Origin of the sequence: Gilliamella sp. B2889 (assembly GCF_026536885.1) — a bacterium.
GTDB lineage: Bacteria > Pseudomonadota > Gammaproteobacteria > Enterobacterales > Orbaceae > Gilliamella > Gilliamella apicola_E.
The window spans coordinates 260427-286102 of the sequence record NZ_JAFNNF010000003.1 but is presented as its reverse complement, the minus strand read 5'-3'; the positions used below and the strand labels follow the sequence as shown (position 1 = coordinate 286102).

Here is a 25676-nt window from a genome sequence, read left to right as displayed (position 1 = left end):
TTTTTATTTATCCAAATACTTATTAAGTCATCGCATTAATAATAAAATCGATAAAAATATTGAGTTTAGGCAACCGTTGCTTATCGGCGGTATACAACAAATGGACTTCCCTCGCCGGCGGTAAAAAATTTTGTAAAACTGGGATTAATTTATTTTGTTTAATTGACTCTCTCAACGTCGACTCAGGTAACATCGTAATACCTAACCCTTCAAGGGCGGCCACAGCTAGTGCTGCCGTATTATTACTTTGAAATGATCCTGTAATTGGAACATTAATCAATTCACCATTTATCTTAAACGGCCACAAATTATCTTTTTTGTTTGAATTAACATATTGATAGATCAAACATTGATGTTTTTTCAAATCATCGGGTACCGCTGGCACACCATAACGAGCCAAATAACTTGGCGATGCAGCAAAAATAAGTTGCAAATCACTAAGCTTTCTCGCAATCAATCCCGAATCACTTAAAGAACCGATTCGAAACACCACATCAAAATCATCTTTAACTAAATCAACATAACGATCGTTTAACTGAATATCAATATTCACCTTCGGATAACATTTCATAAAATGGCTGATAACCGGAACCAAATTAAATTGACCATAACTCACCGGTGCACTAATTCTTAAACGACCTTTCGGCTCCTTACTATATGTTTGTGCTAATGTCTTAGTATTCTTAATCTCACTTAAAATAAATAGACATCGCTCATAATACTGCTTGCCAAACTCGGTCAAATTTTGCGATCGCGTCGTTCTATTTAACAACTTTAAGCCCAAATAATTTTCTAAAAACAAAATATACTTTGCGACCATTTGTGGAGAGGTATTTAAAGAGATTGAAGTTGCAGCAAACGATCCGGTCTTAACCGTTATCACAAAAGCTTCCATACACTTAACTAAATCCATATTATCAACCACCAGTTGTTAATAAATAAATTTTGACACTATTTATAGCCATTTTATATATAAATATAATACACATCCTTAATTAAAAAAAGAAAATACTCTAAACAAAAAATTGTTATCATATGTGCGAACTTTAATGTTCGCTAAACAATTTTAATGCGAGCGACTAAAATTGATTAATTAGAACATAGATACGGATATAAAAAGGATACGAAATGGAAATTGAAATAGAAATGGATATCGAAACAGAAACAGAAACTATTAACGCTGAAAAAAGATATACAGTCATCACAGGAGCTAGCTCAGGCATAGGTTACGCAACAGCAATCGCTTTTGCAAAAAGAAACAAAGACCTTATTATAATAGCAAGAAGAATAGAAAATTTAGAATCATTAAAAAACCAAATAGAAACAATCAACCCCGACATAGAAGTCATTATTAAAGTTTGTGATCTCACCGATATACAATCCATCTACACATTATTTAATGAACTAAGAAATTACTTTATCGAAACGTGGATCAACAATGCTGGTTTTGGACATTATGGTAGTGTAAGTACACAAGAGTTAACTAAAATTGAGTCAATGCTCCACCTAAACATAGAAGCATTAACCATCCTATCAACCCTTTATGTACGTAAATACCATAATCACGTCAACACACAACTGATTAACATCTCATCACGAGGTGGTTATACCATTGTACCTAACGCGGTAACCTATTGCGCCACCAAATTTTACGTCAGTGCCTTTACAGAAGGGCTTGCTCAAGAATTAATACAGACTAACGCAAAACTAAGAGCCAAAGTACTCGCCCCAGCAGCAACGCAAACTGAATTTGGCAAAAAAGCCAACAATGTCAGTGAATATAATTATGACAAAAGTTTTGCCAAATATCATTCTGCCGACCAAATGGCTGAATTCTTACTAGCGCTCTATGACAGTGATAAAACCGTTGGGGAAGTTGATACTAAAGATTTCTCATTCCAACTAAAAGACAGCCATTTTCCATATTCAGGCAACCCAGCAGAAAATCAAAAATAAAAAGTTGAATATGGAAGGAACAATAAAAGGATTTTGGGGTTCAAAAACCCCGTTCCTCAACTTTTTTTTACCGTATAACCTCATTTTAATAAATCCGCCCCAATTGAGGCGGATAGCTTAAACTTCGACACCACAAAATCGCTTTTTAATTGCCTGTACATCAACGATTCCCTAACCGAAGAAAAACAACTAAAAGCTAATCTGTCACACACATGCCAAATGGTGGAAGATTAGGATCATTCCAAAATATATTGCCATAATGCGAATTCACTACAAACTGACCACTAGCATGGCGATCACTAGTCCAATACCAAGCACCTCTAAAACTACCTCCAGAGTGTTGGTACAAATAGCCCCACTCAGTAAAAAACCCGGCACCAATACTACGCTGATAAAAATTACTCGGTGACGCAGGTGTTGCACCAACTGAACCTTGACAGTGAGAACCGGAATTAGTCCCTCGACAAGAAGCATTAGTTAAATCTTTAACCGCAGGCAGACGATAACCTATATCATCACACCAAGCTATTTGATTACTTAGAATCTTATTCACGTGCCCACGGTTAACGAACCATTGCTTTAACACAAAACCATACTTAACAACATCATTACCTTCACTATCCCGCCCGACTAACTCAAAAGTCTGAGGTAAAGCTGGTCTAAGCACACTTCCTGGATTATCTGAACTCCATTGAGACGATGTTGCAACGGGACCAGATAATGTAACACGGACACTTGTAGGTGATGAATCTGTCATCGTAGCAGTGATACCGCTATGAGAAACAGGAGCCCAAAGCAATGCTTGATTACTACCACCAATATCTAAATCAAAATACAAACCATCAGCCCCGGTTGTCGGAAAATTTAAATCATAAGATGATGGTGTAGCTGATTGAGTAAGAAACCCTTTATCAGGGTCCCAAATCAAAGCTGAACCACGGAAGTCGTGAGATTTACCATCTTCATTAAGATTACCAACGTGCAAGTTAGGCTTAGCAAAACAAATAACCGGCGACGCCTTAGGATTGACAAAGTAAGTCACATCACTTGCATTAAAATGACTACTGCGAGGAACACCATAACGTGTCATTAATGTGCCTTCAGTACTGGTTAATTTAATCTGATAAGGCGCATTACACATCGTTAACACAGTTTCACGTGATACCGACTGATTGTCCCTATCAACGATAGACAAACTTAAACTACCAGTCGCAGAAATATCACCATCGCCATCATCATCCCCCCAAAAATTATAAGGTGAACCGATAAGTGTACTCAGCGAGGCTGAATTAGTATCAACTGGCAGCATCATACCAATATCAGCAAAACTTTGACCAACTGCGGGTAACTCGATTGGCGTAATTGATGAAATGTTCGTTGAAGGCGTGTATTGAATACCATTAGATAACGTGATCCCAAGCAAACCATCAGTATTAACTGCACGGGTTTGCCCCCCGTCGAACGTCAAATACGGAACACTACCATAAATAACATTACTAGTTTTCGATGTTAATGCATGACTAAAAAAAGGGATAGACAGTAAAAGAACCAGAAAGATCTGCCGAAATAAATTGGATCGATAAAAAGATCCCACGAAGATCCGTAAAAGTCTAATAAACCTCGTGAAATAATGAATTTTAGAGAAAAATAAAAGTTGGAAGCTTAACTTTGACGAATTTAAATTATAGGTTGCCTGTTGCCTGTTGCCTGTTGAAAATTATAATGCATTTTAGACTACCTTGTCAAGTAATTTTTTGATTAATTTACAATTTTATGCTTTTCTATCAAATTTTAGCCTAGTAGCTAAAACCGTGTAAAAAGTATAGTGATTGGAAAAACACGATGCAACACTTTTTTTCGCTCATTTACGTTAACTTTTGTAAATTGGATCTAAAAATGATCTAAGCTATAATTATTTAACTATTGTTTTAATAGAATATATCACATTTGCAAATCTTTAAAATTAGAGCGATCGATCCTCAAAAATTTTATTTTAGGGCTTTGAATTAGAAATTTAGTAATTTTGATCATTTAATAATTTTTAAGTGACATTTAAAACCTCAAAAACCCCACTCCTCAACTTTTTTTGGTGAAAAAAACGGCTACTAAAAAGCGCCACAGTTTAAAGCGGAATTATTTATTAGAGGCAATATTTCAAAGCAGAATTTTAAACCCCAAAAACCCCGCTCCTCAACTTTTTTTGATGGAAAAACACAGCTACTAAAAAGCGCCACAGTTAAAGCGGAATTATTTATTTGGGACAATATTTCAAAACAGAATTTAGAACCCCAAAAACCCCACTCCTCAACTTTTTTTTGATATAAAACACCACAAAAGCCTTTTAAGTTGAGAGTTGAGTTGTTTATGCTGGGAGCCAATTTTACAATGCCAATATTATCCTAAATACATCTTAACAAGCATTTAACTTGTTAAGATGTCGATAATTCAGAGGATTACGAAATTCGCATTCCCGGTTTTGCCCCGCTATCTGGTGATAATAGGTAAACACCTTCACTATCATCTTTACCGCTTGCACAAAGTACCATGCCTTCTGAGATACCAAAGCGCATTTTACGCGGCGCTAAGTTAGCGATCATTATGGTTAGTTTACCGACTAAAACCGCAGGATCAGGATAGAACTGTTTGATGCCGGAAAATACGTTGCGAGTTTCATCGCCAATATCCAGTGTTAACTGCAATAATTTATCCGACCCTTCAACCACCGTGGCATTTTTAATTAACGCAACACGCATATCAACTTTGGCAAAGTCATCAAAATTGATAGTATCAGCAATAGGTTCTGCCACTTTTTCTTTGGCAGGTGTTGCTAAAACGCTTTTGGTTTCTTCAATCATAGCAGTAATTTTATCCATATCTATACGGTTAAACAGGGCTTTGAATTGGTTGATCGTGTGCCCAGTTAATGGTTTATCAATCGTGTCCCAGATTAATTGGCTGTTTAAAAACGCCTCACTGCGCTCCGCTAATGACGGCACGACTGGTTTTAAATAGGTCATTAAAATGCGGAATAGATGAATACCCATAGAACAAATATCTTGTAATGCTTGATCTTGTCCCTCTTGTTTAGCCACCACCCATGGCGCTTTTTCATCGATATAACGATTTGCTTCATCAGCCAATGCCATAATTTCACGAATTGCTTTACCGGATTCACGTTGTTCAAAATAATCAGCGATGACTTTTGATTTTTCAACGAATAAAGCATAAAGTTCCGGCTCTGCAAGATTGGCGGATAATTTACCACCAAAACGTTTACTGATAAAACCAGCCGAACGGGATGCAATATTCACCACTTTGTTAACTAAATCACTATTCACCCGTTGCACAAAATCTTCTAAATTTAAATCGATATCATCGATATGTGGCGAGAGTTTGGCTGCATAATAGTAACGCAAACAGTCAGGATCTAAATGTTTCAAATAGGTACTTGCTTGAATAAAGGTACCACGTGATTTTGACATCTTCGCCCCGTCGACAGTGACATAGCCATGCACAAAAATATTAGAAGGTTTACGATGTTCGCTACCGTCTAACATTGCCGGCCAAAACAGGCTATGGAAGTAGACAATATCTTTACCGATAAAATGGTAAAGTTCAGTGGTTGAATCTTTATTCCAAAACTGATCAAAAATCGGTTTGTTGTGTTTATTACAGTAATTGAGGAATGATCCCATATAACCGATTGGCGCATCTAACCAAACATAAAAATATTTGCCCGGTGCATCGGGAATTTCAAAACCAAAATATGGCGCATCGCGACTGATATCCCATGGTTGTAGGCCTGCTTCAAACCACTCTTGCATTTTGTTAGCCACTTGATCTTGCAATGTTCCTGATCGGATCCACGCTTGTAACATATCGGAAAACGCAGGCAAGTCAAAAAAGAAGTGCTCTGAATCTTTCATGATCGGCGTTGCACCCGATACCACTGATTGCGGATTAATTAAATCAATCGGATTATAAGTTGCACCACAAACTTCACAGTTATCGCCATATTGGTCTGGTGATTTACAGCGAGGGCAAGTCCCTTTAACAAAACGATCCGGTAAAAACATCTTTTTTTCGGGATCGAATAGTTGTGATATTACTTTGGTTTTAATATAGCCATTAGCCTTTAATCGTTTATAGATCTTTTCAGATATTTCCCGATTTTCAGGGCTATGGGTTGAGTGGTAATTATCGTAACTAATATTGAAACCGGCAAAATCACGTTGATGCTCAATTTTAACTTCATCTATCATCTGTTCCGGGGTGATGCCTAATTGCTGTGCTTTAAGCATAATTGGCGTACCATGAGCATCATCAGCGCAAATAAAATAGATCTCATTGCCACGCATACGTTGATAGCGTACCCATACATCTGCTTGAATATGTTCGAGCATATGACCTAAGTGAATTGCACCATTTGCATAAGGAAGCGCACAAGTTACTAATATTTTGCGTTGAGTTGTCATATCGAATTAATACCTTTTATTACATAATGGCGGAAATAGTACATCAATCGTGGGATTATCGCCAGATTTATGCCATAATTTGATAAAAATTCTTTATATACTTTGAGCGATATTGTGCAGGGAATGGTTATCATTCTATCAGAAAGAGTGATCACTCTTATCAAGTTAAAACAATATCGATAATCATATCTATTTGAAGCAATATGAGTATAAAACTTGTTGATAACAGTTAAGGCTAATAACCATGGAAGCAAAAAAAATTCTAGAGAATTTTACTCATCCCACTTTATCCAAAAATTTGATTGAGCTTGGCGCAATTACTCAATGTGAACAGGCTAACCAAGAACTGCTAATTAGCTTAGTGATGCCTTTTGCTTGGCAAACTGGCTTTGAAGACCTGAAAACAACAGTTACACCTCTGTTACTTAAGTTGGATGGGGTTGAAAAGGTTAATTGGAAGATTAACTATAATATTGCGACGTTAAAGCGGGCGAATAATAATCATCCTATCAATAATGTTAAAAATATTATTGCGGTAAGTTCGGGCAAAGGTGGAGTTGGTAAATCATCAACCGCGGTTAATTTAGCTTTAGCATTACAAAAGCAAGGGGCTAAAGTGGGGATTTTAGATGCGGATATTTATGGTCCTTCTATTCCTACCATGCTCGGCACCGAAAAAGAGCAACCAGTAACACCGGATAATAAACATATGTCACCAATTATGGCCTATGGTCTTGCGAGTAATTCTATTGGTTATTTGGTTGAGCCTGATAATGCTATGGTGTGGCGTGGACCAATGGCAAGTAAAGCATTGTGTCAGATTTTGGAAGATACGCTTTGGCCTGAACTTGATTATTTGATTATGGATATGCCACCTGGGACAGGAGATATTCAATTAACTCTAGCCCAAAATATTCCGGTTACTGCTGCTGTGATTGTGACGACGCCACAAGATATTGCTTTAATTGATGCCCAAAAAGGGATTGTGATGTTTAATAAGGTTAACATCCCTACCCTTGGTATTATCGAAAATATGAGTTATCACATCTGTGAAAATTGTGGGCATCACGAAGCGATTTTTGGTGAGGAGGGGGCTAAGCATTTGGCTGAAAAATATCATACGAAATTACTGGGTCAGATTCCTCTTCACCGTTTATTACGTCAAGATTTAGATTCCGGCAAGCCGACGGTTATTAGTCATCCTGATAGTGAGTTTACCCAGCTATATTGTCATATTGCCGCACAAGTTGCTAGTCAGCTTTATTGGCAAGGTGAAACCATTTTACCGGATATTTCATTTAAGGCGTTATAGTCGAAATGATATTGGTTGTTAGGCGTTAACAACCAATATCATCATGCGTGCTGTAGATTGGTTTTATGCTAAAATTTTATCTTTAAACATAAAAAAAACTGCACCAAGTAGACATAGCCCCGCCCAGATGTAATCAGTTTTGAATGGTTCTTTTAATATGTAAATTGAAAACGGAATAAATACAGATAGGCTAATCACTTCTTGAATAATTTTCAATTGCCCAGCACTGGCTACTTGAAAGCCGATACGGTTTGCAGGTACTTGTAGCAAATACTCAAATAATGCTATCCCCCAACTAACCAATACAGCCACAATCCAAGCTTGATTATGCAAAAAGCGTAAATGCCCATACCAAGCAAAAGTCATAAAAATATTACTACAGGTTAATAGACAAACTGTGATAAGAATTTGATTCATGATAGTTAATCGAAGAATGATTTAGGTGGTAATATTATAATCCATTAAAGCAGTACTGTGGTTAAATGATTTAATTTGATCTTATTATTTATTTGCTTTCTCTGTTTAATCGTAAAACATATTCAGCTATAATTACACTATTAAATATCAATCCCTTCTTAAAACTAATCATGATAAAAGTTAACCACCGGTCTCGAATCTGGTCATCGATCTTTTGCCTTGCTTTTGCTGCATTTATATTTAATACAACAGAATTTGTACCGGTTGGGTTGCTACCCAATATTGCCGAAAGTTTTTCGATGGATGTTGCTCATGCTGGGTTGTTATTAACGATTTATGCTTGGGCTGTATCGTTGTTGTCTTTGCCGTTAACGATTTTAACGTCAAGAATGGATCGCCGAAAACTTTTGATTTTTCTGTTTTGTTTGTTTATTAGTAGCCATATCCTTGCTGGCTTTGCTTGGAGTTTTTACAGTTTAATGGTTGCGAGGATTGGTATTGCCTGCGCTCATGCTGTGTTTTGGGCTATTACTACACCTTTAGCGGTTCGGTTAGCGCCAAATGGTAAAAAAGCTAAAGCCATGGGCTTTATTGTGGTTGGTACTTCAATGGCAACTGTTTTAGGTATTCCAATTGGAACCATGATTGGGCAACTGGTTGGCTGGCGTGTAACTTTTTTATGTATCGGTTTTATTGCTTTTTGTGTCATGTTATCGTTGCTCTACTTGTTACCCTCTGTACCAAGTTTGAACAAGATTTTAGTCAAAGATATTCCTAAAGTTCTTAAACGCCCTGTATTGCTAAATATTTATTTGTTAACGGCAATTATGATTACTGGTCATTTTACGGCTTATACTTATATTACGCCGTTTATGATTAATGTTGGCGGTTTTGATGAGCACGTGATAGTTAACTTGTTATTAGCCGTTGGTTTTTCAGGGATGATTGGTAGCGTTATTTTTGCTAGGTATGCTGATGCCCACCCTGTTGCGATATTTGTTGTTCCTGCACTACTATTAATAATCTGTCTATTATCGCTTTATGTTTGTTCGTTCAGCCTCATCACCGCAATATTACAAGGGATGGTCTGGGGGCTTTCGATTACCGTTATTAGTATGGTGATGCAAAGTAAAGTGATTGATGCGGCACCTGATGCTGCCGATATTGCAACTTCGGTTTATTCCGGTATTTATAATATCGGTATTGGTGGAGGCGCTTTTGTTGGTAGCCAAGTATTAGTTTATTTGTCTACCCATTACATTGGCTTTGTCGGTGCTATTTTTGTGATTTTGACACTTCTGCTTTTTTACTTTATTTCAAGAAAGACTTGGTAAATTAGCGCTCATAGTGAGCGCTTATTGTGTTAATGCTTCTAATTGTTCCCAACGTTCGAACACGGCTTCAAGTTCCGCTTCTTTATCGGCTAAAGATTGTAATATTGGGCTGGTGACTTCATGAGGTTGATTGAAGAAGTCACTATGGCCAATTTGTGCTTGTAAATCAGCAATCGCTGTTTCAAGTTCTTCAATTTTATTGGGTAACTGTGCCAATTCTCGTTGTTCGTTATAGCTTAATTTTACCTTCTTTTTTTCCGTTTTTGCTGGGTCATTTTTAACCGATTCATGACTTTTGCTATTAGTAACTTGTGCACTCATTGATTGTGCTTGCTGTTGTAATGCGTCAGTGTAACCACCAGCATATATTCCAATTCGCCCTTGTTCTTCAAAAAACCAACATTGAGTCACCACGTTATCAACAAATTGTCTGTCGTGGCTAACAAGTAAAACCGTTCCTTGATAATCATTAACCAATTCTTCTAATAACTCTAACGTTTCAATATCAAGATCATTGGTTGGTTCGTCAAGTACTAATAAGTTACTTGGTTTCAAAAAGAGTTTTGCGAGTAATAGACGATTGCGCTCTCCACCAGATAGTGCTCGTACTGGGGTTCTAGCACGTTTTGGCGGAAAGAGGAAATCTTGTAAATAACCAAGCACATGTCTTAAACGACCATTTACCATCACTTCTTGCTTACCTTCTGCAAGGTTATCCATCACAGTTTTTTCGGGATCGAGTTCTAGTCGATACTGGTCAAAGTAAGCAACTTCGAGTTTGGTTCCACAGTGCACACTTCCTGATGTTGGTGCTAGGCTGCCTAACATTAGTTTTAATAATGTCGTTTTACCAATACCGTTCGGTCCAATTAAAGCGATCTTATCGCCTCGTAATACTTGCACGGAAAAGTCATTAACCAGTCGTTTATCTTCAATTTGATAAGTGACATTTTCCAGCTCGAATACAATTTTTCCTGAACGTAATGCTTCTTCGATTTGCATTTTAGCGCTACCCATAACTTGGCGACGCTGTGAATATTCTTGCCTCATGGCTTTTAGTGCTCGAACGCGTCCTTCATTACGTGTTCGACGGGCCTTGATTCCTTGGCGGATCCAGACTTCTTCTTGTGCTAATTTTTTATCAAATTCCGCATTTTGCAGCTCTTCGACGCGTAATGCCTCTTCTTTACCAAGCAAATAACTATCATAATTGCCACCCCAAGAGGCGACTTTACCGCGATCCAAATCGATAATCCGAGTCGCCATCTGCCGAATAAAAGATCGGTCATGCGATATAAACACAATGCTACCATTAAAGCTTTTTAAGAACTCTTCGAGCCATTTAATGGTTTCGATATCTAAATGGTTGGTTGGCTCGTCTAGTAATAGAACTGAAGGTTGGCAAACGAGTGCTTTTGCCAACGCCGCTTTACGTAGCCAACCACCTGATAATGATGATAATAAGTCGTCGCCATCTAACGATAGTGAAGAAATAACATTACGAATACGATTATCCAGTTGCCAACCGTTTTGGTGATCAAGCTGTTCTTGCATTTTAGCTAACTTAGATAGATTACTTTCACTTGGATCCGTTTCAACCAAATGTGATAATGCATAATAATCTTTCAATAATTGAGCTTGCTCTTTTAATCCTTCAGCTACAAAGTCAAAAACATTACCTTGAATATCTCGAGGCGGATCTTGTTGTAATCGAGAGACAACAACGTTACTTTCATAAACGATCTGCCCCTCATCCAATGGGATTTCTTTGTTAAGTACTTTTAGCAGTGTTGATTTACCTGCACCGTTACGACCAACAAGACAGACTCGTTCATTGATTTCAATCGACATATCAATATGGTCAAGTAGTGGTGCATCACTAAATGACAGATAAGCATTGGTAAGATTTATTAATGACATATTTTTTATTTGGATATTAAATAATAAGGCGTTATTCTATCATAAAGTTGCAATTGGCAATCAATTATCAAAGATATATTACAGCTCTTAAATATGAGCATTCCTTTTCTCTTCTAAAAATAAATACTGCTATACTTATTAATAAATTGAATAAATTAATAATATTTCAGTATGGAGGTGATTATGAGTCATACTTGGACATTTCAGCGTGTTGGTGGTTTAGATCAAGTCGTTTTAAAAAATGCCAATGACATTATCAATTTGCCCAATTTAGATCCAAAATTATGGGTTGCACTAAGTTGCCCGACTACCGGTTTAGATTTTGATCAAAGAACATTAGAGTTATTAGATTCTGATAAAGATGGACGCATCCGTATTCCTGATATTTTAGATGCGATTAGTTGGGTAAAAGATAAAATCGTCTCTTTCGATACTATTATTCAATCATCCGAAACTTTGTCGTTATCACAAATTGATGATTCAACCGAGCAAGGTAAAAAATTATTAGTTACAGCGCATAGTATTTTGGCCAATTTAAATAAAAGCCAAGCCGATTATTTGACTCAAGATGATGTCCAACAATCACTAAAAATTAATTCCAGCAAGCTCTACAATGGTGATTTGATTTTTCCACCTTCTGCTGAGTTATCGCCTGAAATGCAAAGCTTTATCCAAACAGCCATTAAGACTACTGGCGGGCAAAAAGATATGAGTGGGCAAGATGGGATAAATCTGGAAATAGCCCATACTTTTGTTAAAAATCTAAAAAGTTGGCAAGCGTGGCAAACTAATATCAGCAATACCCAAACACCTTTTGGGGAAAATCGCTCAGAAATATGGAAATTAGTTCAAGAGCTCAAACCCAAAATTGATGATTATTTTCTTCGTGTTGAATTAGCTCAATATGCGCCTCAAGCACAAACGGCATTAAATGTTGATGAGAAATATATTGTCCCTTCTCAAAATGGATTACTTTCAGATGAAGCACTTTCTGAACTGCCTTTATCAAAGATTGATACTAATAATTCATTGGATCTCGTTAATGGGCTTAATCCACTTTGGAAAAGTAAAATCACTCGATTTAGGGCTTTAGTGGCTTCTCACTTATCCGATCCAAATCATTTAACACAACAAGAGTGGCAAAATATTCAAACTAGTCTTGATGCCTACGCGACATTAATTAGTTCTAAACCCGATATAGAGCAGTTAAGTGTTGCAACTAAACCAACGGCGAGTATTGAGGATATTCCTGCCGATCAGATCACTCATTTTATCAATGATAATTTATTAGATGAATTTGAGAAAATGGTCGAACAAGATAATAAAACGCCTATTTCAGCTTCGGATGTTTTTGTGTTAGAAAAGTTAGTACTTTTTCAAAAACATCTTTATCGTTTATTGATTAACTTTGCTTCATTTGCCGAGTTCTTCTCACTTGACCATTATGCCGCTTTTCAATTAGGCAAGCTTTATATTGATGGTCGCTGTGCTACGCTTTGTGTTGCCGTTGAAAACATCGCTAAACATTCAACAATGGCAAATTATTCAGAGCTATGTTTACTGTATTGTGAATGTACAAGGCTAGGTCAGAAACAGACGATTGTCGCTGCCATAACCGCCGGACAAGGTGATTTATTAATGGAAGGCCGTAATGGGGTGTTTATTGATAATGCTGGTAATGATTGGGATGCTAATGTGGTCAAAATGATTAGTAAGCCAATTAGTATTCAACAAGCAATTTGGGCACCTTATCAACGTATTGGTCGATTAATCACGGAACAGATCAATAAATGGGCAAGCAATAAAGACGCAGATATTGAAAAGACCAGTACCCAAGCTGTGCAAAGTCCAGAAAATAAATTTGATATTGGTAAGAGTGTTGGCATATTTGCTGCGATTGGCTTAGCAATAGGCGCGATTGGTACTGCACTAGCTACCATTTTTCAGGCTATTTTTTCTCTTTCCTGGTGGCAATTTCCATTGGTGATTTTAGGTTTATTCTTAATTATATCTGGGCCATCAGTCATTTTAGCTTGGTTAAAATTAAGAAGAAGAACATTAGGTCCATTGCTCGAAGCTTCAGGTTGGGCAATCAATGGACAAGTAAAAATCAATTTACTCCTTGGTGGGCTACTGACCAGTAAGGCCGAATTACCAGCCAATGCTAAACGAAACTTAAGTGATCCTTTAAGAAAACGTAATAAAAAAGCACGGATAATATTTTGGTCAGCTATCTTAGTTGGTGTATTACTTGTTGGCAGTGCAGTATGGTTTAAAGATGATATTGCCAATTATGTTAAGCAGCAACAACAAATGACTCAAAAAACAACTCAAAACTAATATTTTATAATAATTTCGCCGACATAACGTCGGCGAGAATATTAATGTTGATAAACGGGTAATCGATGACAAATTGCCAAAACTTTTTGTTTAACTGCTTGAATCGCTTGTTCATCATCAATGTTATCTAATACATCACAAATCCAGTTGGCTAATTCACGAGATTCTTCTTCTTTAAAACCTCGACGAGTTATGGCTGGTGTACCAATTCGAACGCCAGATGTCACAAATGGACTTTGTGGATCATTAGGTACGCTATTTTTATTGACGGTGATATTAGCACTACCTAAAGCGGCATCAGCCTCTTTACCGGTTATCTTTTTATCAACCAAATCAATTAAGAATAAGTGATTTTTTGTTTCGCCAGACACGACTTTGTAGCCACGTTTGATAATTACATCAACCATCGCCTGAGCATTTTTAACAACTTGTTTTTGATATTCTTGATATGCTGGTTCCATCGCTTCTTTTAATGCAACTGCTTTGGCAGCAATGACATGCATTAATGGACCACCCTGTGCGCCAGGGAATACAGCTGAATTTAATTTTTTATAAAGTTCTTCACTGCCACCTTTGGCCAAAATAAGTCCACCACGAGGTCCGCCAAGCGTTTTGTGCGTTGTGGTTGTCACTACATGTGCAAATGGCACAGGATTTGGATAAACCCCTGCTGCTACTAAGCCGGCCACGTGTGCCATGTCTACAAATAAGAAAGCGCCTACACTATCAGCAATCTCACGCATACGCTTCCAATCAACCACGCCTGAGTAAGCTGAAAAACCACCGATGATCATTTTCGGTTTTGACTCTAAGGCCGTTTTCGCTAATTGGTCATAATCAATATGTCCAGTTTCGTCAACGCCATAAGCAACCACATTATAGAGTTTACCGGAAAAACTAACTGGTGAACCATGAGTTAAATGACCACCTTGCGACAAATTCATACCTAACACAGTATCGCCTGGTTTTAACAATGCCATATAAACGGCAAAATTCGCTTGTGATCCTGAATGTGGTTGTACATTGGCATAATCTGCACCAAATAACGCTTTGGCTCGTTCAATCGCTAATTGCTCAACAATATCAACATATTCACAACCGCCATAATAACGCTTACCTGGATAGCCTTCAGCATATTTGTTAGTTAATTGAGTACCCTGTGCCTGCATCACTCTTGGGCTGGTATAGTTTTCGGAGGCAATTAATTCGAGATGATCTTCTTGACGTTGCTCTTCACCCTTAATGGCGTCCCATAATTCCTTATCATAATCGGCAATAGTCATTTCTTTACTAAACATATTGACTCCTTGTTTTTGGATTACATTGACTTTTTGACTTAATTATTGTTTTCAAGTATGGAAAACAGCATAACGAATATCCTTACTTAATCAGCCAACGATTTCAATCCTTTTTTTGAATTATAAAAAATATTTATAGTAAAGCAGAAGATCGCAATTATTGTTTTTTAGCCAGTTAATAAAAAATCAAACGACTTGTAAAAGTATCAGGACTAGACAAAAAAACGCTTTTTTTTTAATTAAATTTTTTGAATAATATTGGAAATTTGTCTTACCGAGTCTATTAACGCTATGAAAACGATTTGCCGCATAATAAGTTTTATTATTTGTATTTTATTCAGTCAGATAGCTACTGCCTCTTTCCAAAATCTCTGTTTGCTAACCGGGACATTATTAGAAGATCCACAACAGAGTATTTTTTCTATTGGCGAAGGCGAACAGGAACATGAAAAAAGTGTATTTGATATCAAGGTGTTAATTACCAAATCGGAAAAGAGGGGGCGCGCAGATCATGGTTGTTTTTTACCCAATGATAAACCTTACGAGTTAGAAGTAGGATTAGAAAAAGCCTTTCAATTACGCAATTATAAAAAAGGTGATCAGGTCGAATTAATACAATATGAAAGAGATATCCAAGATTGGAAAGATGATAGTAAGGTAGAAACTGAAACATCTTATTTTCTAGGTACAGAAAAATAAAAAGATTAGATTACTCGTATAATTTTCTCAGTATTAAGCTTTGAAAATATTGCGATTCTAAAAATCATCAATAAAACTTATTACGGCATAATATGTTACACCATAGTGTTCGTTTCAAAACATCTTAAAGAAAAGCCGACTAAAGTTACGTCAATTGTATATAAAAATTTATCATCGGTTGAATTTAACTCTTTCGCTTCGTAAAATAGGCAAAATTTTATTTTTGGCTGATTATGCAACTTCATTTAGTGGTCAATACGTTTGGTGCTGACCTGCAACGCCGTTATGGCGAAAAAATCTATAAACTCACCTTACATGGCGGTTTTAGCTGTCCTAATCGGGACGGCACTATCGGTGTAGGTGGTTGCACCTTTTGTAATGTCGCATCGATTATCGATGAGTCGATTCAAGTCAAAACCATTTCACAGCAACTTGCCCAACAGGCGCATCAGATGAAAAAATCTAAGCGCTATCTTGCTTATTTTCAGGCTTATACCAGTACTTATGCCGAAGTCGAAATACTCAAAAATATGTATGAAGAAGCACTTAATAATGCCGATATTGTTGGACTTTGTGTTGGTACTCGCCCTGATTGTGTGCCGGATGAAGCGCTGGATTTACTTGCCAGTTATCATGCCAAAGGTTTTGAAGTTTGGCTGGAGCTTGGCTTACAAACCGCTCATGATAAAACCTTACACAGTATTAATCGTGGACATACGTTCGATGTTTATCATCAAACCGTTCAAAAGGCGCGTAGACTTGGTATAAAAGTTTGTACTCACTTAATTATTGGTCTACCTAAAGAAACTAAGCAAGATAATTTAATTACGCTAGATAGTGTTTTAAATAGCGGTGTTGATGGTTTAAAACTACATCCACTACATATTGTAGAAGGTAGTATTATGGCTAAAGCATGGCGTGCGGGTCGGCTTGATGTATTGTCCTTAGAGCAGTATGTCGATATTGCTGGTGATATTATTCGGCAAACCCCTGCCAATATTTTATACCACCGCATCTCCGCCAATGCCCGCAAACCCACCCTACTTGCCCCTGATTGGTGCGAAAACCATTGGCAATCGATGAATGCGGTTGATAATAATTTACGCCAATTTGGTGCGCAAGGTAGTGCAATTAATGACACTTATCGCTTTGAGTTATAATATTGCTATAGCTTAACTTTGCTATCAATCATTTAGTTGCAACTTGCTATAGATTAGTTACCTAAAAAGTTTTGATAAAACAGGATTCAATCATAGTAGATAAGGATTGACTTTGATAAGTGTTAAAACCATTCAAAGTCAATCGATGTCTGAATCAAAAAATCAAGTTAACCTTTTGTTGAAGTAACGATTTATTGATTGTCTCTATTTTTGTCGCTCTTTATCCACTTTTTAAAAACATTGACAGGTAATTTTGTTATAGCAAACCCACACAACATAATGATTGTACAAATGATGAAGTTAGTTGAAATGATTTTATGCTCATAAATCGATGAAATAAAAATAGCAACGACCGGGAAAATAATAAAAATAAATGACAATACTACCGGGCTCATTCGTTTTAATAAAAAGAAATAAGCAATAAAGCCAAATACGGATGCAAAAATACCGAGATAAATTAATGCTAACCAGCTATTTAACGAGATAGTTTGAAAATTATTTTCTTCAAAAGTAAAACTCAACAAACAAAGTGCGATACCCGCAACGCCTATCGGTAGAGTATTGAAGGTAAATACATTTATACCTTCGCCAGCTTTTTTGGAGTAAACATATAAAAAACCATGCATCAATGCCGCTAACAGTATTGATATTACGCCCCAAAAATCACTATAGGAAAGAATAAAACCTTCAGAGATTAAAATGTACATCAAACATAAAAATCCCACTGTAATACCTATTACCTGATTTATATATATTTTATCTTTTAAGATTATCTTAGCGAAAATAATTGAAAAAATCGGCATGGTGCTAAATAACAATGAGGTTAAACCTGACGATACATATTGTTCACCAAAACTAATTAAATAATAAGGAATGGTAAAATAAAATAACGTTAATAGTAGAAAAAAATGGAATGATTTTCGAGGAAACAATATTGGTGATTTAGCAATAATTGTAATTAATACTAAAAAAGGAAATGCGATAACAAAGCGCAGACCAGCTGCTAACAGTGGGTTAACAGTTTCAACGGCAATTTTTATTCCAATCCATGTCGTTCCCCATGTGAAGCACACAACGAGAAAGAGAAATAAAATAACATATTTGTTATTAAAAAAAATGTCCTTATTCATACTAATCTTCTCTTATCCATTAATAAAAACTAAGTTTGCTAATATAATATAAAATATAGGTTTTTGTAAGCTTATAAAAAATATTGTTAGATTCTCTTCAGAAAAATAGTTTTAGCTATGAATTTACTTTGATATAAAGTGCTTTGAACATGTCTAAAACAATCATTTATTTTTTAGTTTTTTTAATATTGTTAATAAGAAATGAAAAGATAATTATTTGCGATTCTAACCGTTAAAATCGCTTTTAGATTCTATTTAGTTTTTACTATTTCACTCTTAAATACTGGAATTTATAAATAGTCTTAACCATCCTTGTAGGCAAAATCAAGCTTTGCGCATCAATCAAGAGTGAGTATATAATATTCCTTTCTGACTTGAGGCAATCTAGATGCAACTAGCTTTTTGTATTTATAAATATTTCCCTTTTGGCGGGTTACAACGTGATTTCTTGCAAATTGCTACCGCTTGCCAAGCTCGTGGACATCAGATCCGTGTTTATGTATTGGACTGGCAAGGTGATAAACCAGCTGGGATTGATATTATTATCGTGCCCCAAAAAGGATTCTCTAACCATAGCCGAAATCAAGCCTATTATCATTGGGTGAAGGCTCACTTACAAGCTAATCCAGTAAACTGTGTGGTGGGTTTTAATAAAATGCCTGATTTGGATGTCTATTTTGCTGGAGATACTTGTTTTGCTGAAAAAGCCGCTCATAAAGGCTTTTTTTATAGATTATCGAAACGTTGCAAGCACTATTTAGCATTTGAAAATTCAGTATTTTCGCGAAGTTCACAAACTAAAATCATGGTGCTAACTAAGCAACAAATTCAAGATTTTAAGAATCACTATCATACCCAAGATGAGCGATTTTTTTTATTACCGCCAGGGATTGCTTTAGATCGAAAATATTGTGCTGATAGCCCCAAAAAACGTGAACAATTTCGACAAGCTAATCAAATTAGCTTAGATGATTTTGTAATTGTGCAAATTGGGTCAGATTTTAAACGTAAGGGGGTTGACCGTTCTTTGAGAGCTATTGCAGCTTTACCCGATGCGCTTAGGCAGAAAGTTAGCTATCTGGTCGTAGGACAGGATAATCCTGAACCTTATCAGAAGTTAGCCGATGACTTAGGCATTAGTAAACAAGTGCGTTTTTTCTCCGGTCGTAATGATATTCCTGATTTTCTATTTTCAGCCGATCTCTTGTTGCATCCGGCAAGGCAAGAAGCCGCAGGCATGGTATTGATTGAAGCTTTAGCGGCTGGGGTACCGGTGATTGTGTCGGGTATTTCTGGGTATGCTTATCATATCAGCCAAGCTAATGCCGGCATTGTGCTGCCAGAACCTTATGATCAAAGCACATTGAATCAAGCGTTAGAACGGTCTATTAGTGATAAGGAGCAATGGGGTAATTGGCATAATCATGCGATTGCTTATGGTGATAGTGAAGATTTATATCATCTAGCACAACGCGCAGCAGACATTATTTTAGGATGTCGTTATGAATGAAATCAAACTAAAATCACCCTTTAAAGAGTTATGGTTAGGTAAAGATCCATTCACTGAAGTTGAATTAATTTCAGGTAAAGTTTATCGTGCGGTTAAACAAAGAAAAACCCTTAATTTTGAGTTGGATGGTGAATCTTATTTTATTAAAATTCATCGTGGCAGCACGGTTAAAGAGATTGTAAAAAACCTTATTTCTTTACGTTTGCCAGTTCTAGATGCTAAACAAGAGTGGGATGCAATTCATCGTTTAGAGCAAGTTGGTGTTAATACGATGGATGGGCGAGCTTTTGGGCGCAAGGGATTAAATCCGCTTACTCGGCATTCGTTTATTATTACTAAAGATCTTAATCCAACCATTAGTTTAGAGGATTTTACTCGACCATGGTTAAACAATCCACCTAGCTATCATTTAAAACGTTCGTTAACTATTTATTTAGCTAATATGACCGCTAAAATGCACGGCGCGGGTGTCAATCACCGTGATTGTTATTTGTGTCATTTTTTGTTGGATTTACCGTTATATGAAAATAGTGAAGAAATAAAACTTTCTGTAATTGATCTTCATCGAGCACAAACACGTGATAAAGTCCCGACGCGTTGGCGTGATAAAGATTTAATTGGGCTTTACTTTTCATCAATTAATATTGGACTAACTCAGCGAGATATTTGGCGTTTTTTAAGAACCTATTTTAATAAACCCATTAAAGCCATTGTACGTGATGAGCATAAGTTAATTGATAGTGCTAAGCGTAAAGCTGAGCGCATTGCGAAACGAACTGAAAAGTACCAACTTTAACCATAAGGATATGTCATGTTTATTGAACAAATTGATATCAAAGGGTTTAGAGGAATTAAGCAACTTTCGTTAAAACTTAACGCTAAATCCAGCGTTTTAATTGGTGAAAATCAATGGGGGAAATCAAGTTTACTTAGTGCGTTAAAGTTGCTAACTCTAGATAATAAGTTTTATCAGTTTGTCGATTCAGATTTCTATTATGATAATGATAATGATGGTAATCATATCTCAATAAATGTTGTCTATTGTGAATCCTATCCAAATCAATTAAATGAACAAGCTTATCAACCTTTGCAAGCCGTTAGCTATAGCTCGCAGTTAGATAATTTATATCGAATTACTTACCAAATGAGTGCTCAAAAAAGTGGTGATAGTATTATCACTGAGCATCATTTGTTAAATGAGCACGGACAGTTGTTAAAATTAGATGATTCTAAGTTATTAATTGCTATTTTAATTAATTTGAATCCAGTGATGCCGCTTAAAAATTCGATTAATGCTAAAGATTTACCTGTTACTAATCAACCTTTATCACAACACTTTATTGACCAGCTTTCCGAACAGTTAAAAGCCCACTCAGAGCAATTGAGCCAAGCTGAACTTAATCGAGGATTACAAGCTGCTCGTTCATTATTAGAATACTATTTTGTTGATTATCAACAACGTTCTAATTATAAAAAAATGGCGCAAAAAAATAGTCCAAAAATAGAAGATTGGAATTCTCTCGAGCGCATCAATAATATTTTGGATGATTTGGATAATGATTATCTACGTACTGCCCTTTTAGGTATATTTGGTTCTATTGTTAATGCTAAGGGTGATAATCCACTATCACACAGTTCAGTCCCTATTTTAATTTTGGAAGAGCCAGAAAGTCAGCTACATCCAATTATTTTATCGGTTGGCTTTCGATTATTGAAAAATTTACCCGCTCAAAAAATTATTACCTCTAATTCAAGTGATTTGGTGTCGTTATTTCCTTTGGAGAGTATTTATCGATTAATCCGACTTCCAGATCAAATTGTCACTAAGTACATTTCACCTCATTCATTGAGTGTTGCCGATAGTCGACGCATTTTGTTCCATGTCCTTTATCGACGCCCTACAGCCCTATTTGCCCGTTGTTGGTTACTGGTTGAGGGTGAAACTGAAGTGTGGTTATTAAGAGAGCTCGCAGAACAAAGTGGTTATCACTTAAGTTCGGAAGGAATTCAATTGTTAGAATTTGCGCAATGTGGTTTAAAACCATTAATCCATTATGCAAATAAAATGGGCATTCGTTGGTACGTGATTACTGATGGTGATATGGCAGGTAAAAAATATGCCGAAACCGTGCAATCACAATGTGCTCCAGGTGAAAATCTAAACGATTATATTACTGTATTACCCGCGCGTGATATTGAAAACTTTTTATTCAAGCATGGTTTTAGTCATGTTTATAAATTAGCTGCTTATAATACTGTTACTCATATTGATATGTCGGTACCCAAAATTATTCAAAAGGCGATCCACAAAAGCTCAAAACCGGATTTGGCTATTGCAGTGTGTGATGATGCTAAAGCTCGAGGCATTATAGCAATTCCAAGATTGTTAACCGATACTTTTGCTAAGTTGGTTAAGACATCTAAATCCTTGCTTTAAATTTTTATTGATTAGACATTGATAAATCCGCCGATAACTTTCGGCGGAATAATTTATGAAGTTATTTTGTAATTCGTTTATATTTGGCTCGTTTAGGTTCAAGTGCCTCCGCACCTAAAGTGCGTTTTTTCCACTCTTCATATTCGGTAAAGTTACCTTCAAAGAACTCAACATGCCCTTCGTCTTGGTAATCGAGAATATGAGTTGCAATGCGGTCTAAGAACCAACGGTCATGCGAAATGACTAATGCACAGCCCGGAAACTCTAATAACGCATTTTCAAGCGCTCGCAGTGTTTCAACATCTAGGTCATTGGTTGGCTCATCGAGTAATAGTACGTTTCCACCAACTTGTAATAATTTGGCTAAGTGGACACGTCCTCGTTCTCCACCAGACAACTCACCAACCCGTTTTTGCTGATCAACGCCTTTAAAATTAAAGCGACCAACATAGGCACGGCTTGGGATTTCAAAATTACCAATACGCATAATATCTTGTCCGTTGGATATTTCGTCCCAAACGGTCTTTTTATCATCCATACTGTCACGGAACTGATCGACCGATGCCAATTGCACGGTATCTCCTAACGTAATCGTACCGCTATCGGGTTGCTCTTTGCCTGATAGCATTCTAAATAGTGTTGATTTACCCGCACCATTTGGACCAATGATCCCAACAATTGCCCCTTTAGGAATACTAAAAGAAAGATTATCGATTAATACTCGATCGCCATATGATTTAGTTAAATTAGCGACTTCGATGACTTTATCCCCTAAACGTTGCCCAGGCGGAATAAAGAGTTCGTTAGTTTCATTACGTTTTTGGTAATCGTTGCTATTAAGCTCTTCAAAACGGGCTAAACGAGCTTTGCTTTTTGCTTGTCGCCCTTTCGGATTTTGACGCACCCATTCAAGCTCTTTTTCAATCGACTTACGGCGAGCGGATTCGGTTGCCGCTTCTTGCGCTAATCGCTGATCTTTCTGTTCAAGCCAAGAAGAGTAATTACCTTCCCATGGAATACCTTCACCACGGTCTAGCTCTAAAATCCAACCAGCAACATTGTCTAAGAAGTAACGGTCATGGGTTACAGCGACCACCGTGCCTTCATAGTCATGTAAAAAGCGTTCTAACCATGCGACAGATTCAGCATCTAAATGGTTAGTCGGTTCGTCAATTAATAACATGTCTGGTTTTTCCAGCAATAACTGACAAATAGCAACACGGCGACGCTCACCACCGGATAAATTTTCGATTTTTGCATCCCAATCCGGTAGACGCAAGGCGTCAGCTGCTCGCTCTAGTTGGTTATCTAAATTATGCGCATCTTGCGATTGTATGATTGCTTCAAGTTCCGCTTGTTCTTTGGCTAATTTGTCAAAATCAGCATCTGGATCAGCATAAGCCGCATACACTTCATCTAAACGAGCCAAAGCTTTTTTGGCATCACCAACGGCTTGCTCAATAGCTTCACGTACAGTTTGCTTAGGATCAAGTTTAGGTTCTTGCGGTAAATAACCTATTTTAATGTCCGGCTGTGGACGAGCTTCACCTTCAATTTCGGTATCCACTCCAGCCATAATTCGTAGTAATGTCGATTTACCTGCCCCATTTAAGCCAAGAACACCAATTTTGGCACCGGGGAAAAAACTTAATGAGATATCTTTTAAAATATAACGTTTAGGAGGAACAATCTTCCCAACACGATTCATGGTATAAACATATTGCGCCATAAAACATCATCCGTTTGTTAAATTAATCATAGCTAAGTTAATTTTACTTGCTATAAAAGTCATGCCGTATATTGTAACGTTTCTGTCAATGGGGTCTAGGGTTATTTGTCGAATTGATTAGATTTATTCACTGTCGGTTTTGTTTTTTACATGCAATTTAATCGGTTTCATATATAATCAATAACCTATTAAATTGACAGTATGAGTGATAAAGACCATTTTAGGAGCAAGTATGAGTAACATCACCGTTCATTGCCATATTGATCGACAATATTTAGTCGATACTTATTACGCGCTGCAAGGTTGTTTGGATGATAATTTTACACAAAAATTAGATGATTCAATTGCTGATAATATGCGTAATTTTACCTTCACCTTCGATAATGAAAAAATAGTACGGCTAAATAACGATAAGAACGAAGTCAGTACTTTCTATTACTCAGATCTGTATCAAATACATGAAGCTAAAACTGGGTTATTTTTTTTTAGTAATAAGATTATTTTTGAATTTGTTCGTTATGATCTGTTTCAACCGGATGAGTTAGAGCGCCTAAAAGATTATCTGGCGCCTTATTTGAGCAAAAACCAAGAATCCAAAATAGCAATGATTAATTATCAATTTGACTGTCAACGTGTATATGCGTTTATTTGTCATCAATTTCGAAATTCAAGAAAAAGGATGTTTATTTTATCTACTATCCTTTTATTTTTGAGTTTGTTGCTATTTCCAAAAAATCCTACTTTATCAGTACTAATTTTCATACTGCCTATTTTATTACTTACCTTATTTTTGGCTAATTTTAAAAAACAATCAAAAAAGCAGGTTTTAACATTGAATGAACGCTTTGGCAGTATGACCTGTATTTTTTATGATGATCATCTAACCTTCAGTTACATAAAAAAAGTGGGAGTTTCTAATATCAACTATGCTGAATTTTATAAAATAGAGAAAACATCAAAAGGTTATGTGTTTTTCATACAAGAGAGTTCGGGGTATTACTTTTTTTATAACGAGTTTAGTTTAGAACAACAACAAGCGCTGGAAGAGAAACTGAAACACTATAGCAATTATTCAGAGAAGTAATATTATACCCTTTTTACTCATCCCACCTAATACGAGGTGGGATGTTAATCAGATTATAAGAAGGTGAAGATTTGATCTTTCGGCAGACGTGATTTTGGACGATGCGCATTACCATCATCTTGAGCACGATAACCTAACGTTGCAACCACAATGCTTTTCAATCCTTTGCTTTTAAGATCTAAAATTTCATCCATTTTAGCAGAATCGTAACCCTCTATTGCAGTAGAATCAACACCAATTGCCGCAGCGGCAAAAAGCAATTGCCCTAATGCAATATAGGCTTGTTTACCTTCCCAGCACTGTTGTGATTCAGGTGTTTTGCTATTTAAATTTACAAAATAACGTCGGCCCTGATCTTGAGACGCCTTTAATTCCGCCGAAGGTAAACGACCGTCTTTCTCTTCTTGATTAAGTAGATTAACTAAATGGGCTTCATCCAATGGGGTTTTAATGCAAAAAACAATAGTATGTGATGAGCCGGTGACACGTGGTTGATTAAAATCAGCTATTGCCGGCAAAATTTTATTTTTAGCCGCTTCATTATCAATAACATAAAAATGCCACGGTTGAGAGTTGACCGATGACGGACTGTTTCTTAAAACAGTTAATAACTGCTCAATCTTATCTTGGGGAATCTTTTTCGTTTTGTCATAATGTTTGGTGGTATAACGTTTTTGTGAAATTTCGACAATATTCATAATGGCTCCAATAATTGATAATTAATTCTGAAATAGCGTTACTTGTGTAAAACTATTTTTTAGAGCAAAAAATGATACATAAATAATGAACATTCTTATTTTTGAAATGATTATTTTGAATCTATTGAAAAGTACTTATCAGGCACCTTATCGCTTATGCCCTTAAACTCCTACCAT

Annotated in this window: 19 protein-coding genes; 10 read left to right on the top strand and 9 right to left on the bottom strand. The window is 36.5% G+C overall.

Going from position 1 to position 25676, the window contains the following annotated elements:
• Positions 1-22 precede the first annotated feature (22 nt).
• A complete protein-coding gene (locus tag J3U09_RS06250) occupies positions 23-913 on the bottom strand; it encodes a LysR family transcriptional regulator (RefSeq protein WP_065734255.1) in 891 nt (296 codons plus the stop codon).
• A gap of 215 nt (positions 914-1128) precedes the next feature.
• Here J3U09_RS06250 and J3U09_RS06245 point away from each other — a divergent pair, with 215 nt between their 5' ends.
• Positions 1129-1956, top strand: coding sequence for an SDR family NAD(P)-dependent oxidoreductase (locus J3U09_RS06245; RefSeq protein ID WP_267357550.1), 828 nt, complete (start codon positions 1129-1131; stop codon positions 1954-1956).
• Between the two features lie 196 nt (positions 1957-2152).
• On the opposite strand, the gene J3U09_RS06240 is transcribed toward J3U09_RS06245, so the two are convergent.
• Together J3U09_RS06240 and metG are read right to left on the bottom strand one after the other, a co-directional pair.
• Positions 2153-3550 carry a hypothetical protein gene (locus tag J3U09_RS06240; protein ID WP_267357548.1) on the bottom strand — a complete coding sequence of 466 codons (1398 nt, stop codon included), beginning with the start codon at positions 3548-3550 and terminating at the stop codon, positions 2153-2155.
• An 859-nt stretch (positions 3551-4409) separates the two neighbouring features.
• Positions 4410-6431 (bottom strand): methionine--tRNA ligase, encoded by a 2022-nt coding sequence (metG, locus tag J3U09_RS06235; RefSeq protein WP_220225077.1) that lies wholly within the window; start codon positions 6429-6431, stop codon positions 4410-4412.
• A 244-nt stretch (positions 6432-6675) separates the two neighbouring features.
• On the opposite strand from metG, the gene apbC reads away from it, so the two are divergent.
• Entirely contained in the window at positions 6676-7743 is a 1068-nt protein-coding gene (gene apbC, locus J3U09_RS06230; protein ID WP_267357547.1) for an iron-sulfur cluster carrier protein ApbC, read from the top strand.
• A 63-nt stretch (positions 7744-7806) separates the two neighbouring features.
• Here apbC and J3U09_RS06225 read toward each other — a convergent pair whose 3' ends face one another.
• Positions 7807-8160 (bottom strand): DMT family protein, encoded by a 354-nt coding sequence (locus J3U09_RS06225; protein ID WP_065734248.1) that lies wholly within the window; start codon positions 8158-8160, stop codon positions 7807-7809.
• A 170-nt stretch (positions 8161-8330) separates the two neighbouring features.
• On the opposite strand from J3U09_RS06225, the gene J3U09_RS06220 reads away from it, so the two are divergent.
• Positions 8331-9494: a sugar transporter gene (locus J3U09_RS06220; protein WP_267357545.1), complete on the top strand. Its 1164-nt coding sequence runs from the start codon at positions 8331-8333 to the stop codon at positions 9492-9494.
• A gap of 21 nt (positions 9495-9515) precedes the next feature.
• On the opposite strand, the gene J3U09_RS06215 is transcribed toward J3U09_RS06220, so the two are convergent.
• The gene (locus tag J3U09_RS06215) at positions 9516-11414 is read right to left on the bottom strand and encodes an ABC transporter ATP-binding protein (RefSeq protein ID WP_267357544.1); all 1899 of its coding nucleotides are present in this window, start codon (positions 11412-11414) and stop codon (positions 9516-9518) included.
• A gap of 183 nt (positions 11415-11597) precedes the next feature.
• Between J3U09_RS06215 and J3U09_RS06210 the strand changes: the two genes are divergently transcribed.
• The gene (locus J3U09_RS06210) at positions 11598-13754 is read left to right on the top strand and encodes a phage holin family protein (RefSeq protein ID WP_267357543.1); all 2157 of its coding nucleotides are present in this window, start codon (positions 11598-11600) and stop codon (positions 13752-13754) included.
• Positions 13755-13795: 41 nt separating this feature from the next.
• Here J3U09_RS06210 and glyA read toward each other — a convergent pair whose 3' ends face one another.
• Positions 13796-15052 carry a serine hydroxymethyltransferase gene (gene glyA / locus J3U09_RS06205; protein ID WP_065562266.1) on the bottom strand — a complete coding sequence of 419 codons (1257 nt, stop codon included), beginning with the start codon at positions 15050-15052 and terminating at the stop codon, positions 13796-13798.
• A 291-nt stretch (positions 15053-15343) separates the two neighbouring features.
• On the opposite strand from glyA, the gene J3U09_RS06200 reads away from it, so the two are divergent.
• Positions 15344-15751 carry a hypothetical protein gene (locus tag J3U09_RS06200; protein WP_267357542.1) on the top strand — a complete coding sequence of 136 codons (408 nt, stop codon included), beginning with the start codon at positions 15344-15346 and terminating at the stop codon, positions 15749-15751.
• A gap of 233 nt (positions 15752-15984) precedes the next feature.
• On the top strand, positions 15985-16911 hold the full coding sequence (locus J3U09_RS06195) for a TIGR01212 family radical SAM protein (RefSeq protein WP_267357541.1): 927 nt from the start codon (positions 15985-15987) through the stop codon (positions 16909-16911).
• A 191-nt stretch (positions 16912-17102) separates the two neighbouring features.
• On the opposite strand, the gene J3U09_RS06190 is transcribed toward J3U09_RS06195, so the two are convergent.
• On the bottom strand, positions 17103-18041 hold the full coding sequence (locus tag J3U09_RS06190; protein WP_065562269.1) for a DMT family transporter: 939 nt from the start codon (positions 18039-18041) through the stop codon (positions 17103-17105).
• 388 nt (positions 18042-18429) lie between these two features.
• On the opposite strand from J3U09_RS06190, the gene J3U09_RS06185 reads away from it, so the two are divergent.
• The 3 genes from J3U09_RS06185 to J3U09_RS06175 are packed head-to-tail and all read left to right on the top strand — an operon-like array spanning position 18430 to position 21988.
• Complete coding sequence (locus J3U09_RS06185) at positions 18430-19551, top strand: glycosyltransferase family 4 protein (protein ID WP_065734243.1); 1122 nt, start codon at positions 18430-18432, stop codon at positions 19549-19551.
• Positions 19544-20347 carry a lipopolysaccharide core heptose(I) kinase RfaP gene (gene rfaP / locus J3U09_RS06180; RefSeq protein ID WP_267338224.1) on the top strand — a complete coding sequence of 268 codons (804 nt, stop codon included), beginning with the start codon at positions 19544-19546 and terminating at the stop codon, positions 20345-20347. Before J3U09_RS06185 ends, rfaP begins: the two co-directional genes overlap by 8 nt.
• A 15-nt stretch (positions 20348-20362) precedes the next feature.
• On the top strand, positions 20363-21988 hold the full coding sequence (locus J3U09_RS06175) for a DUF2813 domain-containing protein (RefSeq protein WP_267357539.1): 1626 nt from the start codon (positions 20363-20365) through the stop codon (positions 21986-21988).
• 61 nt (positions 21989-22049) lie between these two features.
• Here J3U09_RS06175 and ettA read toward each other — a convergent pair whose 3' ends face one another.
• On the bottom strand, positions 22050-23717 hold the full coding sequence (gene ettA / locus J3U09_RS06170; protein WP_267357537.1) for an energy-dependent translational throttle protein EttA: 1668 nt from the start codon (positions 23715-23717) through the stop codon (positions 22050-22052).
• Positions 23718-23949: 232 nt separating this feature from the next.
• Between ettA and J3U09_RS06165 the strand changes: the two genes are divergently transcribed.
• Complete coding sequence (locus J3U09_RS06165) at positions 23950-24801, top strand: YcxB family protein (protein WP_065562274.1); 852 nt, start codon at positions 23950-23952, stop codon at positions 24799-24801.
• 53 nt (positions 24802-24854) lie between these two features.
• Here J3U09_RS06165 and nfsB read toward each other — a convergent pair whose 3' ends face one another.
• Positions 24855-25499, bottom strand: a complete 645-nt coding sequence (gene nfsB / locus J3U09_RS06160; RefSeq protein WP_065562275.1) for an oxygen-insensitive NAD(P)H nitroreductase — start codon at positions 25497-25499, stop codon at positions 24855-24857.
• Positions 25500-25676 lie beyond the last annotated feature (177 nt).

Bases quoted from the DNA above. Each gene is read 5' to 3' on its own strand.
- nfsB (WP_065562275.1), bottom strand. From the start codon at position 25,499: ATGAATATTGTCGAAATTTCACAAAAACGTTATACCACCAAACATTAT.
- J3U09_RS06200 (WP_267357542.1), top strand. From the start codon at position 15,344: ATGAAAACGATTTGCCGCATAATAAGTTTTATTATTTGTATTTTATTC.
- J3U09_RS06185 (WP_065734243.1), top strand. From the start codon at position 18,430: ATGCAACTAGCTTTTTGTATTTATAAATATTTCCCTTTTGGCGGGTTA.
- J3U09_RS06245 (WP_267357550.1), top strand. From the start codon at position 1,129: ATGGAAATTGAAATAGAAATGGATATCGAAACAGAAACAGAAACTATT.
- rfaP (WP_267338224.1), top strand. From the start codon at position 19,544: ATGAATGAAATCAAACTAAAATCACCCTTTAAAGAGTTATGGTTAGGT.
- apbC (WP_267357547.1), top strand. From the start codon at position 6,676: ATGGAAGCAAAAAAAATTCTAGAGAATTTTACTCATCCCACTTTATCC.
- J3U09_RS06215 (WP_267357544.1), bottom strand. From the start codon at position 11,414: ATGTCATTAATAAATCTTACCAATGCTTATCTGTCATTTAGTGATGCA.
- J3U09_RS06175 (WP_267357539.1), top strand. From the start codon at position 20,363: ATGTTTATTGAACAAATTGATATCAAAGGGTTTAGAGGAATTAAGCAA.
- glyA (WP_065562266.1), bottom strand. From the start codon at position 15,052: ATGTTTAGTAAAGAAATGACTATTGCCGATTATGATAAGGAATTATGG.
- J3U09_RS06220 (WP_267357545.1), top strand. From the start codon at position 8,331: ATGATAAAAGTTAACCACCGGTCTCGAATCTGGTCATCGATCTTTTGC.
- metG (WP_220225077.1), bottom strand. From the start codon at position 6,431: ATGACAACTCAACGCAAAATATTAGTAACTTGTGCGCTTCCTTATGCA.
- J3U09_RS06195 (WP_267357541.1), top strand. From the start codon at position 15,985: ATGCAACTTCATTTAGTGGTCAATACGTTTGGTGCTGACCTGCAACGC.
- J3U09_RS06210 (WP_267357543.1), top strand. From the start codon at position 11,598: ATGAGTCATACTTGGACATTTCAGCGTGTTGGTGGTTTAGATCAAGTC.
- J3U09_RS06250 (WP_065734255.1), bottom strand. From the start codon at position 913: ATGGATTTAGTTAAGTGTATGGAAGCTTTTGTGATAACGGTTAAGACC.
- J3U09_RS06165 (WP_065562274.1), top strand. From the start codon at position 23,950: ATGAGTAACATCACCGTTCATTGCCATATTGATCGACAATATTTAGTC.
- J3U09_RS06225 (WP_065734248.1), bottom strand. From the start codon at position 8,160: ATGAATCAAATTCTTATCACAGTTTGTCTATTAACCTGTAGTAATATT.
- ettA (WP_267357537.1), bottom strand. From the start codon at position 23,717: ATGGCGCAATATGTTTATACCATGAATCGTGTTGGGAAGATTGTTCCT.
- J3U09_RS06190 (WP_065562269.1), bottom strand. From the start codon at position 18,041: ATGAATAAGGACATTTTTTTTAATAACAAATATGTTATTTTATTTCTC.